Here is a 12675-nt window from a genome sequence, read left to right on the forward strand (position 1 = left end):
AACCGCTGTCAGAACTCGGGTTCTGGCTCGACTTCTGCGCCGAGTGACGCTCCGTCAAGATGGGACATCGAAGAGAGCGAAGGAAGGTGGCGGCGGGGCGAGTACCGTGCGAAGACGGGTGAGCATCGCCCGCCATTGCTTCCAGTCCTCCTGGGCGACCCAATTTGAGGCCGGCCCCGCCTCGTCGCCGGCAATGCGGGCGAGGGCTTCGTCAGCGAGCGCCCGAAGGTCAGTGGGAAACACGGGCATGGGTGTCTCTGGGCCGTAGGGCGTATCGACGGGTTCACCTTCGGGGCATTGCGCCGCGATCAGTGCGGCGGCAGCGACCGCTTCTTCTGCTTCCGCGAGGTAACCAGTGGCGTCGATCGTCCGGATGAGGACGCCTCGGATCAGGGCTTCGCGCGCCTCGGGTTCGGCGTCGTCGAGAGCGTTGGCGAAGTCCGCAGCCGTGTCGTTGTCGAAAGGGCCGGTGTCCCAGGTGCCCATGCTGATCTCCTTGCATAGCCTCGCCGGGATCCTCGCAGCAGGCACTGACAAAACGACTACGGGGCGAGCAGGACTCGTTTGCGTAGAACGTCGAAGCCTGCGCGACCGAACATCTGACGTTCGAGCATCTTGATCCGGTTGACGTGGCCTCCGACGACTCCGAAGTTCCAAGGCAGGGTGAGGCCGACGATGGCGGCGTCGAGTCCGGGGCAGTGCGTTCGAACGGTCTTGAGCTGGACCTGCTCGAACTCGGTGCGGCTTTCAGGGCGTTCAGGATCCATCTGACGACGGCTCGTGGTGAGGGCGGCTAGGCCTTCTCTCTCGGATCACTCTCACGGGCGTGCGATAGGTTGCCCGCCATGAGTGGACTCGGACCCGTCGCCTGGCCGCCTGCCCCGATCAGAACCGAACGGCTCGTGCTCCGCGAGCCCGAGGCCCGAGACCGTGCGGCGTTCATCGAGCTGCTCGCCTCACCGGAGGTGCATACCTATCTCGGTGGCCCTCGGCCGCGTGATGAGGTCGAGCGCGCGGTGCCCGAGATATCGGGACGGCGGCCTGGCCTTTTCGTGATCGATCTCGACGGAGCGATGATCGGCATGGTCAAGCTCGATCGGCACGACGCGGAGTGTCCGGGGCACGTCCGTCCGGATGTCGGGGAGGCCGAGCTCGGCTACCTGTTCCTGCCAGAGGCATGGGGACGCGGGTACGGCGCCGAGGCGTGCGCGGCGGCACTCGACTGGTTCGCCGACGCGCTTCCCGGCAAGCCGGTGGTGCTGCGCACCCAGACCGCCAACGAGCGCTCGATGCGCCTCGCGGCAAAGCTGGGGTTCACCGAGGTGGAGCGGTTCGAGGACTACGGCGCCGAGCAGTGGTTCGGCGTGTGGTCCTCGGTCACGCCGTCCGGTTGAACTAGGCAGTTTCGTTTGGATTAGCGGGCTGACCAGAGGATTCCCCATGAGGGCCCCTGCCAGGCCCACGTTCTGCGCGGCTACGGGGTGCACTGCGTCGGCCTGCTCGCCGCGATGCCGCCCGCCACCGTGCAGCGCGTCCTGGGTGGCCGGGCCGGACGCCAGGTGGCCGGCCGGGCCCGCGGCATCGACCCCCGCCCCGTGGCCCCGCGCGCCCTGTCCGCCTCCGCGAGCGTGAGCCGCACCTTCCCCCGGCACACCCTGGACGGCGCCGCCGTCCGCGCGGCTCTGCTCGACCTGGTCGTCACCCTCGCCCTCCAGCTGCGACGCCGTGACCAGGCGGCCCGCGGCCTGCCCCTGACCCTGGGCTTCGCCGGAGGCACCACGTGGGAGAAGACCCGCCAGCTGCCAGAGGCCTCGGCGCACGATGACGACCTGCGTATGCCGGCGTACCGGCTGATCGATGCGGCTGGACTTCAGCGCGGCCGCCTCACCGGGATCACGCTGAAGGGCGAGGACCTGGTCGCCGTCGGCGAGGTTGCCGAGCAGATCAGTTTCGACGGTGCGCGCGAGGCCCGGCTGGTCGCCGAAGAGGTCAGCGACCGCATCCGCGCCAAGTTCGGGCCCGGCGCGATCCGCCCCGCCACCACACTCCTGCGCGTCTCCTGACCGTCCGACCCCGCCGTGGAGGCGAGACCCGTGCTGCTCCAACCGCCAGGATTTCCAGGCTTGTTGCCCCACACCTTGCCGCACTGGCCGTACACCACCGCGGTGGGTCAGGCGCTGGTCGACTGCGGTGTCCCGCCGGGCATCGTCCGCGTCGACCTGGCGCCCGCCCGGACGAGCGGATGCGCATCCGGCTGCGGTGGGATGTGAGCCGCTGCGCAGGCCCGGGCGGAATCCGCCTGTTCCGAGGAGAAGAATCCGGCTGGGCGTACGCCTACGTCGGCCCCGGATACTCCATGCCCCGCGGCCCGGTCACCTCACTCCGGCATGTCTACGCGACACCGGAGTCGGTCGCGGCCGCGGCCGACTCCCTCGTGCGCACCGGGTGGCCGCCTGCCGAAGCTCACGGAGAGGAGTGGTCGCAGGCGGGCGCGGTATGCGCCGCGATCAACGCGTACCGTCTGCGCTGAGCTCGCCGTTCAATCTCCGGCGTCCGGCGAGGCGGGTTCGTTTCCGATGGCGAGGGTGACTTGGGCGGTCCACGACCAGGGCTCCTGGAGCGGAGCCCAGTTCACCTCGACGTTGGTGCCGTGGAAGTCGCGCGCGAGGCCCGTCACCATTGCCGTCGCCGCGGCCCGCGCGTCTTGTGGGTCGGTGTTGATCGGCACGTCCAGGCGCCCGCAGAACATTGCGCCTTCCATGGCGAGGACGCTGTGGCGCCAGCCGTCCGGCGTTGCCAACAGGACGATCCCTTTCGGAATGCCGACGGAAGGCCGCTTCTTCTCCTTCTTGCGTCTCACCATGCCGCTATCCAACATCGTCGGGTTCGTGGCGATGAGTTTGGGTGGAGGCTCAAAGTTCTAATACCGGTCCAGGCGGTGCGCGTACGGGGTCGGCAGAGACTGTGTGCCGCCTCTGGGGATCCAAGCCGTGCACAGGTCCCGGTACCGTTCGGGGACCGACATGCCGTGCACGTATGCGTCATCGGTCGACCAGTAGCCAAGAAGGAGCCGGATGAGCGCCTTGTCATCGGGGAACAGATCGCCGCGTCGCAGCGCGTTGAACGCCTTGTCGTAGACCTGGTCCGACTGCTGCAGGGCAGCCCGGCGCCGCAGCTCGGGTTCGAGGTTCCGCATCAGGGACGAGCGGTTCAAGATGGCGGCCATCATCCCGCCGCTCGGCGGAAATCTCTGCTGGTAGGTGCAGCCCATTTGGCGAGCCACTCGGCCGGTGAGGCTGTCGGCTGGCTCCCGCACAATGAATTCGCTCAGACGCCGTTTCCAGCAGAGTCGGGCGATGGCCATGAGCAGCAGGCGTGCCGCGGCGGGATTCTCGGCCACCAGTTCGTCCACGGTCAGCGAACCCAGAGGGTCGCCGAACGCTCGGCCCTCCAGCACGGCATAGCCGACGGCGGCACCGTCGGTCTGCAGGACCAGGGTTTGCGACCCAGGCTTCCACGTGGCCTGGGGGATGAGCCGGTTCCAGCCTGCGTGCCGTACGTGGGTCCAGGGCCGCTGGGCGTGCGCGGTGTTGTACATACGGATCATCGCCGGAAGATCGGCCGGAGAGCTGCTGCGGACGCCCGGGACGGCCGTACCCAGATCTTCTCCCGCCGCCTGTTCGACGTTGCGCACGGGGATGACCAGGTGCCCTTCGGCGACGGATCCGACGAAACCGAACTGCTCGTACACCCCCTCGATACCGTCGGATACGAAGGCGACGTCCACCCGTTGTGCCATGCCGGCCAACGCCTGGCGGAGGAGACGACCCATGTGTCCCTGACGCCGGAACCCAGGCTGGGTTTCCACACCGCCGATGCCTTCTGCGGCAACGGCCACCGCACCGAACCGCGGTTGGAAGGAGAGCACCTCCAGCTCCGCGACCGGTTCGCCTCCAGCGGTCCGCAACCGGCAGTGACGTACTCGCAGACTGCGCACTTCCTGATCCGCGAGTTCCGTGTAGGCGACCCTTGGCTCGTGATCCGACATGGCAGGTCCTCGGCCTCTTGATCCCACGGCGGTGCCGTAATTTCCCGCGAACATCAGCGATGTCCTTACCTGCCCACTGCTGCTGAAACCCGTCACCAAAAGCGAACAAAGCGGTACCGCCCAGAGCGGCACCGCGGCGTCAGCAGCAACTTGCTACCGGCGTGGGCAGCAGCAGGAAGCGCATGTCCGTGCCACCCGTGCTCTTTGCGCTGCCGCAGAACGGCGAGTTCGTTCTTGGCGGTTGGGCTGCGGCAGCGCGGCCAGCGTCCTCCGTAGCCCGTCCACGTCGATGCGGCCGCAGTTCAACGCACCGGTGTTCCGAGAGCTGCCGGAGCCTGTCGACGGTGAGCTTGCCGCGCCTCGACTTCGTGTTTGACAGGAACGCCCAGAGCTTCATCTCCCTCCCGCCCTCCAGTCGCACTACGTGGGCCCGGGAGACCGTTACAGAGCCCTGGCCGGGGTAACGGCACATGGCGCGTTGACGAGGACGTCATTCGATCAGGTGGAGAGCTTTCGAGATCCTTGAGGAGCGCACGTTCACTCTGATCTCCTCTTGTGGCCAGTTCCACTACGCAGGAGGAGTCAAAATCCGTGCGCTTTAACCGCTTTCGTGCTGCAGTCGCCGTGACGGCCGCCGTCTTTGCCGTCACCACCGGGACGGTCGCAGCAGCTCAGCCTGGGCCTGGGCAGCATGGAACGCCAGCCAAGCACCACACCCCTCCGAAGCTGGCCAGTGAGTCGGCTCGGCTTGCCCGTGCCATTCTGAACGACAAGGGAATCACCTACGCGGGGACGCATGACGGCGGCAGCGACCGCGCCTCTCTCCCGCGGCAGAACCTGGTCGACACCGCGAACGGGCGCCTGGCCAAGACCAGTCCTTGGGGTCACAAGAGGGGAACGCGGGCCGCCCTGAACGCGCAGATGCTCAACGGTGTCCTCAAACTCAACACGCAGTACCACTTCAAGTTCCAGGTCTCCGAGTTCGTTGGCGGCCGTCACACCAGTGGGTCCAAGCACTACCAAGGACGTGCGGTGGATGTGAACTGGATCAACGGCCGTCATGTGGGCAATGGTGCCGCCCATCATGCGCTCATGACCGCGTGCCACAAGCTGGGGGCCAACCTGGTCCTCGGTCCCGGAGACCCGGGTCACGCTAAGCACGTTCACTGCCAGTGGTGAACCGACTCCTGATCTGGCTCACCTCGTAGCGGTGAAGGACGGCGGCCCGAAGCCGGCCATCGTCAGGTCGACGGTGGCCCGGCGCCTGGCCACTGCCCACTCCAGCCCGAGGTCGGCCGGCACCTGGATCTTGTCGGCGGTGAAACTTCCCGCGCCTCGACTTCGTGTTTGACAGAAACACCCAGAAGGAACACCTCGAGCTTGACCTCGGTCCCGTCATCCGGCCGCTCTACGTGAGACGGGGCGCCATCGAGTACGAGTGGTGGGCGGTCCGTCGGGGACGTGGTCAAGCCAAGAAGCCCCGCCTGGGAGACGATCGCGCCGTTCATGTATCCGGGCGACATGGGTCAGCCGGCAGGGCCGAGCCGCGGGCGCCGTAGATCAGGCCACCAAGCACGCCCGCACCGAAACTGGGGTGCGGAGGCGCCGCCACGCTGCGAAACTGCCACGATGATCACCATGCCTGCCGCTGTGCTGGACTCGTTGCACGGACTAGCCTTCGGGGACGCGTTCGGCGACCGGTGGTTCGCCATCCTGCGCCGGGACGGCCAGGCGGCCCTGGAGACGCGGACTCTGCCCGCGGAACCGCTGTGGCGGTGGAGTGACGACACCGCCCAGGCGGTCGTGCTTGTCCAGGAACTTGCAGTTGGCGGCGGCGCCGTCGACCAGGACCGGCTCGCCGGGCGCTTCGCGGCCGCCTACGCCGGCGACACGCATCGCGGCTACGGAGCCTCGATGCACGACGTGCTCCGCCGGATCGGCGCGGGCGAGCCCTGGCGGGAGGTGGTCGCTGGGCAGTTCGGCGGCCAGGGCTCCTGGGGCAACGGTGCAGCGATGCGCGCCGCGCCGGTGGGCGCCTGGCACGCCGCCGACCTCGACGCGGCCGCCGAGCAGGCCGCCCGCCAGGGCGTGGTCTCGCACCACCACCCGGAGGCGGTGGCCGCGGCGGTGGCCGTCGCCCTTGCCGCCGCCCTGGCAACCAGAGGCCGGGACGAGCCCGCCCCGGCCCGCCCGGACTTCCTCCACGCCGTCGCCGAACGCCTCCCCGACAGCGACGTCCGGTCGGGACTGCGGATCGCGGCCCGGATGTCGGAGCGCACCTCGGTCCGGCACGCCGCGGAGGTCCTGGGCTCCGGCTACCGGATGTCCGGGCCCGACACCGTCCCGTACGCCCTGTGGTGCGCGGCGAGTCACCTCGACGATCTGCACGAGGGCCTGTGGTTCACGGTTGCCGGACGCGGCGACATCGACACCACCTGCGCCATCGCGGGCGGGGTGATCGCCGCCCGAACGGGAGTCGCCGCTCTTCCCCCTGCCTGGCACGCCGCCCGCGAACCGCTGCCCCCGATCGTGTCGGAGTGAGCCTTCCCCGAGCGCCTGCCTTGGCGCAGGCTCGGCGTCCCCGGGGAGCTCCTCGCTCCGAGAAGACCCGCCAGGCACGCCGACCTCCTGCACGGCAGCCCGTAGCAGCCCTGATTTCTCCGTTGAGGTCTTGAGGCGTTCATAGGTGACCGGGCCCGTACTGGGTCCGCGAGGTGGGGTGTTGTTGTCCGCTGTTCGGCGAGCACGGGTCCGTCATCCCGCATGGCGTCCTTGCAGACCGTCACGTCGCCACCGACGGACCTCAATCTGCCAGCGCCGCCTCTCGTCCTCGGTGGGGCCTGCCAGGTCGCCCCGCCAGGAGATCACCACGCTCCGCGAAGAACGCGCCCGACCGGCCCACTCCGTACAGCATCGAGAACCTGCGTCTGAGCCCCGCATGACAAGTTGAGCGGGGCTTCAGCACAAGTCAGGGCGCTGTCGCAGGGACAGATCCGCCCGCTGACCTACCGCCGTGTCAACGGGTAGCAACGGCCAAGCTGACCACGTAGCACTCCTCGACCGTCCCGTTCGGGAAGGCTTCGGCCAGGAGCGCGCGCTCCGCGGCCAGGAACGTCTCGGTGGCATCCTTGCCGAGCACGAGGAAGTCGGAGTAGCTGGCGAGATTCGCGAGATGCGTTTCGAGTGGAACGCTCCTCGCCCACAACACCTGCCGGGTGACGAAGCTCAGTTCGGGCGGCAGGTGGCGGAATCGGGCCATGGGGTCGGGTTCGCTGTCGTCGGCGCCGAAGAGGCGGCGCAGGCGGGCGTCCTGGGCGGCGATCCAGCCGACAGCGCTGTCCGAGTCGTTCCACCAGAGGGCGAGTGCGCCGCCGGGGCGCAGTACTCGGAGGGCTTCCGGAACGGACTTGTGCGGGTCGGTCCAGTGCCAGGCCTGTGCATAGGTGAGGACGTCGATGGACTCTGAAGCTAGTGGCAGGTTGTTGCCGTCACCGAGCACGACGGGCACGTCGGGCAGTGTGAGGCGGAACTGGGAGGCCATTGCGGGGCCGGGCTCGACCGCGATGACGTGGGCACCGCGGGCGTGGAGGAGCGCGGTCGCCAGTCCCGTGCCGGCGCCGACATCCGCGACGCGGGCGCCATTTAATGGGCGGTCGGCGAGTTCCTCGACCGCATCGAGCAGGGCGGGCGGATAAGAAGGACGGTTCGCTGCGTAGCTGGCGGCGGCCTTGTCGAAGGAACGGGCCTGCGAAGTGATCGTCATTCGACCATCCTCGGCGGTCCGAAGGGCCTGGCACAGTAATTAACGCCGTTTCCCCAGCAGGGCGTCACAAGGGCTCCCGACGGCGTCCCTCGCTTCGTACGGTGGCGGCATGGGAAGGGACGGGGTGCTCCGGCTGCGGCTGGTTGCGGTCGCGGACCATGACACCGGGCCCCGGTTGTGATGTGGGTGCGGCGATCGGCTGATGCCGTCGGTGGAGGCGACGGCGGTGTTCTGTTCGTCGGCCTGCCGCTCGTGGCACCGGCGCCGGCTGCGGCGCATGAGAGCGAAGACCGAGGACGTCCAGGCCGCCCGGACGGCGAACTGTCCTGAGTGCGGCGCGAGTTGGACGGTCGGGGGAGGGACATCCCTCCTCGGCTCGGTACTGCTCTCCCCGCTGCCGCAAGCGGGCATGGCACCGACGGCACAAGGAAAAGGGCGGGGTGCGAGACCGCTCGTTACACCGAGCCGCAACCGCTCCACGCGCCGGGGCGTGCGCTCCGGCAGGCGGCAGGCGGCAGGCGGCAGGCGGCAGGCGGCAGGCGGCAGGCGGCAGGCGGCAGGCGGCAGGCGGCCGGAGGGCACCGGGCTCGCTGGCGGGCGGCGGCACGACCCGCTCCGGACGCGGCCTCACCCGAACGTGCGTACGTGTCGGCGGGGCATCGGCAGTCGGGCGTGGTGACGTGATGCGGGCGGCGGGAACCGGGCCGGGATCGCCGGCTCGCAGCCCGTCTGTTCCGCGGGGGCGGCCGAGGACGTACGAGGCGGGGGAGACGGCACCCTCATCACCCGCCTGCACGCACCCCCTACCGGCACGTCGATCGCCTCACCTGCGCGTGACACCCTCGTCGCCTGCAAAGGGGGGATCCTCACTCGGCCCGACCGCCCGTGGAACGACGCGCACGGTGTGATCGACGTACTCAAGCGCCCGTTCGTGTCAGGGACCATGCACTGGCAGAAGTACCTGAAGGTGACGACGACCGCGACCGAGAGGCGCTTCCAGGGCAACGGGCTCCCGGACCGTCCACCGGGCGCTTCCCCGTCCTGAAGGGCACCCCCGCCTATAAGGACCCCTAGCAAAAAGAGTGGATGCCACCTTGGAATGACGGGCAGTCAGCTGGTGTTGTGCCTGCATTCGATGGATCGGGGTGGGGTGTGGGGCAGCGGAGGCCGTGGGAGGTCGATGACGGGCTGTGGGAACGGATCACTCCGCTGCTGCCGGTGGTCGAACGCAGACAGCGGTACCCGGGGCGCAAACGGCTGGAGGACCGGCGGGTCCTCAACGGGATCCTGTTCGTGCTGTACACGGGGATCCTCTGGGAGTTCCTGCCACAGGAGCTGGGCTACGGTTCGGGGAGCACCTGCTGGCGCAGGTTGCGGGACTGGCATCAGACTGGGGTGTGGCAGGCCCTGCACGAGCTGCTGCTCGCCGAGTTACGGGCGGCTGACCTGCTGGACTTCACCCGGGCCGCAGTCGACGGCTCCCACCTGCGGGCGATGAAGGGCGGTGTGAAGACCGGGCCGTCTCAAGTGGACCGGGGCAGGACGGGCAGCAAGCACCACGTGATCGTGGAAGCGCACGGTATCCCGCTCGCCGCCACGCTGACCGGCGGGAACCGTCACGACGTCACCCAGCTCATGCCCCTGGTCCACGCTGTTCCGGCGGTCAAGGGCAAGCGCGGGCGTCCCCGCCGGCGCCCCGATGTGCTGTACGCCGACCGCGGCTACGACTACGACACCTACCGCCGCGACGTGCGCGGCCTGGGCATCCGCCCGGTCATCGCCCGCCGCGGGACCGAGCACGGCTCCGGCCTGGGCGTCCACCGCTGGGTCGTCGAAGCCGCCTTCGCGCTCCTGCACTGGTTCCGCCGCCTGCGGATCCGCTGGGAGATCCGCGACGACCTCCACGAAGCTTTCCTCACCCTCGGCTGCGCCATCATCTGCTGGCGCCGCTTGGCGGCAGTTCAGCGTCGCCACTCATAGACACCTGGTGATGACTGCAGGACTTCGCTCGGCCACTCCTTCCGCACCAGTACAAGCAGCCTGCGCTGCTCGTCGATCCAACCTTCCTCAAGACTCATGGGAAGGAACACGGAGACGCACGAGCCGCCCAGATCCTCTACACGGACAGCGGCCGTCTCATGCTCTTCGTTGTACGGCTGGATCCTGATCTCCGGGCTGTGGTCGTCATCCCTCCAGCAGATGTCCTCGCCGGCAGCGAGCAGGTCCAAGGCACGCGACCAGTTCTCCAGGTCGGAAGGGGACAGGGACATGGCCAGTCGCCCGCTGACAAAGCTGCTCGTGACAAGGACCTCTGCGTCGAACCGGTCGTGAAGATGCAGCACACCCGGCGACCGACGCCCCAGCACGCGCACCCGGAAGCTGTTGTCGCCATCCGAGAGACTGATCAGTTCCACCGTGTGCCCTTTGCTTTGCCCGCCCGCATCTGCCAGGACTCATGGTGCTGGACTGGATCTTCAGTCTCAACCAGCTTGTCCCAGCCTCATTCTGCTAGGAGTTCTAAGTACTACGCGGAGATTCCCGCGCACGGGTACCCCAATGCCGCCGCGATCCCCATCAAGCCGTGGAACCTCGACGTCACCGTTCCGCGCGATCCGTCTGTCCGGGCACAGCCCACGTGCACCGGCGAGCTGACGACCGGGGTGGCTCTGGCGGGCGGCACCTTCCACCTGGACGTGGCCACCGACGCGCAGGACCGACCTGTCGACCCCAATGCGGGCCTTCCGCTGGACCGTTGCTGGGGCTATCCGTCCGACACGCAGTACCACTACCACGGCCCCTCGCAGACCTGCTTCGGCGGCAAGCCTACGAGGGAGTCCGCGAACACCCGTTCCCGTTCACGGCACTCACCGCTCGTGGGATACGCCATCGACGGCTTCGGGATTTTTGGGCCGCGCGGCGAGGGCGGAAAGATCGTTGTGCCGAGGTTGTTGCGACCGGCAGGTATGTCCACCAATGCCGGGACGGGCTTTTCGAGTCGACTTGTTGGTCGGGGTCGTGGGCGCGTCGTGGTGGCGGCGGGCGTGTGCAGGCAGTTTGGCGGCGAGGTGCTCGGGGCCCATGGTGGCCCGGTCGACCTCCATGAACGCCCGTAGTATCGAACCGTTGTCGCCGTCCTGGCTGCCGCGCCGGTAGTACATGAGGGCGTCGGGGCTGACGGCCCGGCCGTTCCCGATCGGGTTTCGGGCGACTTCGACGGCGCCTGGAGGTGCTCAGTCGTTCTCGCGGTGGCCGTTGCACGGAGGCCGAGCCGGAACCGGAATTCGTGGACGGAAGCACTTTGCCGAGCAGCCTGACGACACTGTGAAACTTGCCCAGCGCATCAGAAGGGCAGGCCCTGCAGGTCCACGCTGATGGTCGGATGAGGCAGGCCTGCGAGGTCGTAGAGCATGGTGGTCAGGGGCGAGGCCCGAGCGCCGTCGGGCTGCTGGAAGGTGACGGGTACGGAGAGTCGGCTCCATCCCAGCTGTGTGTAGAGCGGGACCAGGTCCGGGTGGCAGAGCAGAATCATCGTCTCGGCGCCGGCCGCTCGTGCGTGTTCGACCGCCACGCTGATCACCGTCCGGGCGATGCCCTGGCCCCGATGGGCGGGATGCACCAGCACACCGCCCAACCCCGCGGTACGGCGCGGCGATCCGTCGAAGGCCATGTCCCGCAGCAGCCACCCCGCGGAAGCCACCGGCCGGCCTTCGGAGACAGCGGTGAGGGTGTGCTGCTTGTCGTCCCACACCAGAGCGAGCCCGTTCACCCCGAAAGGGTCAGGCAGGCCATCGCGGAGTGCGGCTGCAACCCCCGGAGAACCGGGGCCCAGCACATGGATCAACTGGAGGTCCGCACCACCGTCGTCCACCACCACATGCTCCGCGGCGGCCGTGCCGGCGGGGTCAAACCGGAAGCGCAGACAATGCAGGCCGCTGGACTGGACAGTCCCGTCCGCCTGGGCACCCAGGCGGCGCAGTACCGCGATCGAGGCCGTGTTGTCGGGCAGGACGAACGCGAAGACGGCAGGGAGCGAGAGACAGCGAAACGCCAGGTCCAGGCACGCACGGCCCGCCTCGCCGGCGATCCCACGGCCTTGGGCCCGTGGCTGCACGGCGAAGCCTAGGTCGACTCCGTGCTGGGCCCGATTGCGCAGTCCCACCCGTCCCAAAAACGTGTGCGTTGCAGCATCCCTGACCGCGAAGTCGCCGTAGCCGTGTCTGGTCCAGTGGGCGACGTGGTCGTCGCACATGGCCCTGGCCGCAGACCGACTGTCCGCCCGGCCGGTCGCCAGCCATCGCATGACGCTGTCCTGACTGACCACAGCCTCAAAGAGATCGTCGCTGTCCCCGCGGCGGATCGGCTCCATCACAAGCCTCTGGGTGCGCAGGACGGGGCTACTCAACCGGGCCACTCAGCAACTCCCCTCGACCAAGGACTGAAGGAGCGTACCCGGCGACTTTGTGAAGCGATCGAGAGGCAACCGGTGAAACTATCCGGCATCGTAGGGGCCGCGTACGCTCCGCGAATTGCCGTACGGGGCGACCCACTCGGACGGGGGCACTTTGAACGAGTGCCAGCGGTCGCCCGCCCTCCTCGGCCAGCTACTTGTCCCCCCCAGCGTTGAGCCCGGCGCCGGGTTCAACGCTGGGGGGGGGGAGGATGCTGCTGCCACTACGGCGCGTACCTGCCGGCCACGCCGTAAGGCGTGACCGGCAGGATGGGCTGAGGTCGCGTCTCGCGAAGGGCTGTTGCGACAGTGCTGGAGCTATGCGGAGTTCGTTGCTGTACACGTCAACGGGGCAGCGTAGCCACCCCGTTGACGGATCGTGCTGCTGACACCTGTGTGAGTGGCACGGCCAGTCTG

The 12675-nt window shown here is 68.6% G+C and carries 14 protein-coding genes and 1 pseudogene; 7 read left to right on the plus strand and 8 right to left on the minus strand.

The window, feature by feature from the left end; all coding sequences use genetic code 11:
• Positions 1 to 54: 54 nt before the first annotated feature.
• Both AQJ27_RS47560 and AQJ27_RS59745 read right to left on the minus strand, forming a co-directional pair.
• The gene (locus AQJ27_RS47560; protein WP_067384343.1) at positions 55 to 486 is read right to left on the minus strand and encodes a DUF4259 domain-containing protein; all 432 of its coding nucleotides are present in this window, start codon (positions 484 to 486) and stop codon (positions 55 to 57) included.
• Between the two features lie 56 nt (positions 487 to 542).
• Positions 543 to 767: a transposase gene (locus AQJ27_RS59745; RefSeq protein WP_067384346.1), complete on the minus strand. Its 225-nt coding sequence runs from the start codon at positions 765 to 767 to the stop codon at positions 543 to 545.
• 78 nt (positions 768 to 845) lie between these two features.
• Between AQJ27_RS59745 and AQJ27_RS47570 the strand changes: the two genes are divergently transcribed.
• From AQJ27_RS47570 to AQJ27_RS47580, 3 genes are all read left to right on the plus strand, one after another.
• Positions 846 to 1394 carry a GNAT family N-acetyltransferase gene (locus AQJ27_RS47570; protein WP_067384349.1) on the plus strand — a complete coding sequence of 183 codons (549 nt, stop codon included), beginning with the start codon at positions 846 to 848 and terminating at the stop codon, positions 1392 to 1394.
• Positions 1395 to 1508: 114 nt separating this feature from the next.
• Entirely contained in the window at positions 1509 to 2063 is a 555-nt protein-coding gene (locus AQJ27_RS47575; protein ID WP_079065852.1) for a DinB/UmuC family translesion DNA polymerase, read from the plus strand.
• A 179-nt stretch (positions 2064 to 2242) separates the two neighbouring features.
• Positions 2243 to 2530: a hypothetical protein gene (locus AQJ27_RS47580; protein ID WP_067384352.1), complete on the plus strand. Its 288-nt coding sequence runs from the start codon at positions 2243 to 2245 to the stop codon at positions 2528 to 2530.
• 9 nt (positions 2531 to 2539) lie between these two features.
• On the opposite strand, the gene AQJ27_RS47585 is transcribed toward AQJ27_RS47580, so the two are convergent.
• Complete coding sequence (locus AQJ27_RS47585) at positions 2540 to 2863, minus strand: hypothetical protein (protein WP_067384355.1); 324 nt, start codon at positions 2861 to 2863, stop codon at positions 2540 to 2542.
• Between the two features lie 57 nt (positions 2864 to 2920).
• A complete protein-coding gene (locus AQJ27_RS47590; protein WP_235614053.1) occupies positions 2921 to 4180 on the minus strand; it encodes a GNAT family N-acetyltransferase in 1260 nt (419 codons plus the stop codon).
• A 459-nt stretch (positions 4181 to 4639) separates the two neighbouring features.
• Between AQJ27_RS47590 and AQJ27_RS57075 the strand changes: the two genes are divergently transcribed.
• Both AQJ27_RS57075 and AQJ27_RS47600 read left to right on the plus strand, forming a co-directional pair.
• Entirely contained in the window at positions 4640 to 5227 is a 588-nt protein-coding gene (locus tag AQJ27_RS57075; protein ID WP_159064631.1) for a hypothetical protein, read from the plus strand.
• Between the two features lie 450 nt (positions 5228 to 5677).
• Entirely contained in the window at positions 5678 to 6589 is a 912-nt protein-coding gene (locus AQJ27_RS47600) for an ADP-ribosylglycohydrolase family protein (RefSeq protein WP_067384364.1), read from the plus strand.
• A gap of 475 nt (positions 6590 to 7064) precedes the next feature.
• Here the strand turns inward: AQJ27_RS47600 and AQJ27_RS47605 are convergent, their stop codons facing one another.
• Complete coding sequence (locus tag AQJ27_RS47605) at positions 7065 to 7811, minus strand: class I SAM-dependent methyltransferase (RefSeq protein ID WP_067384367.1); 747 nt, start codon at positions 7809 to 7811, stop codon at positions 7065 to 7067.
• Positions 7812 to 8963: 1152 nt separating this feature from the next.
• On the opposite strand from AQJ27_RS47605, the gene AQJ27_RS47610 reads away from it, so the two are divergent.
• Entirely contained in the window at positions 8964 to 9791 is an 828-nt protein-coding gene (locus AQJ27_RS47610; RefSeq protein WP_067384370.1) for an IS5 family transposase, read from the plus strand.
• Here the strand turns inward: AQJ27_RS47610 and AQJ27_RS47615 are convergent.
• Positions 9773 to 10225: a DUF5959 family protein gene (locus AQJ27_RS47615; RefSeq protein ID WP_235614052.1), complete on the minus strand. Its 453-nt coding sequence runs from the start codon at positions 10223 to 10225 to the stop codon at positions 9773 to 9775. The genes AQJ27_RS47610 and AQJ27_RS47615 overlap by 19 nt on opposite strands.
• Between AQJ27_RS47615 and AQJ27_RS61110 the strand changes: the two are divergent.
• A pseudogene (locus tag AQJ27_RS61110) lies at positions 10145 to 10669 on the plus strand (hypothetical protein); the annotation flags it as partial. The gene AQJ27_RS47615 and the pseudogene AQJ27_RS61110 overlap by 81 nt on opposite strands.
• A 6-nt stretch (positions 10670 to 10675) precedes the next feature.
• Here the strand turns inward: AQJ27_RS61110 and AQJ27_RS59750 are convergent.
• A complete protein-coding gene (locus tag AQJ27_RS59750) occupies positions 10676 to 10969 on the minus strand; it encodes a hypothetical protein (RefSeq protein WP_079065849.1) in 294 nt (97 codons plus the stop codon).
• 182 nt (positions 10970 to 11151) lie between these two features.
• Complete coding sequence (locus AQJ27_RS47620; protein ID WP_235614056.1) at positions 11152 to 12177, minus strand: GNAT family N-acetyltransferase; 1026 nt, start codon at positions 12175 to 12177, stop codon at positions 11152 to 11154.
• Positions 12178 to 12675: the final 498 nt, after the last annotated feature.

The organism is Streptomyces olivochromogenes (genome assembly GCF_001514115.1).
Classification (GTDB): Bacteria; Actinomycetota; Actinomycetes; order Streptomycetales; family Streptomycetaceae; genus Streptomyces; species Streptomyces olivochromogenes.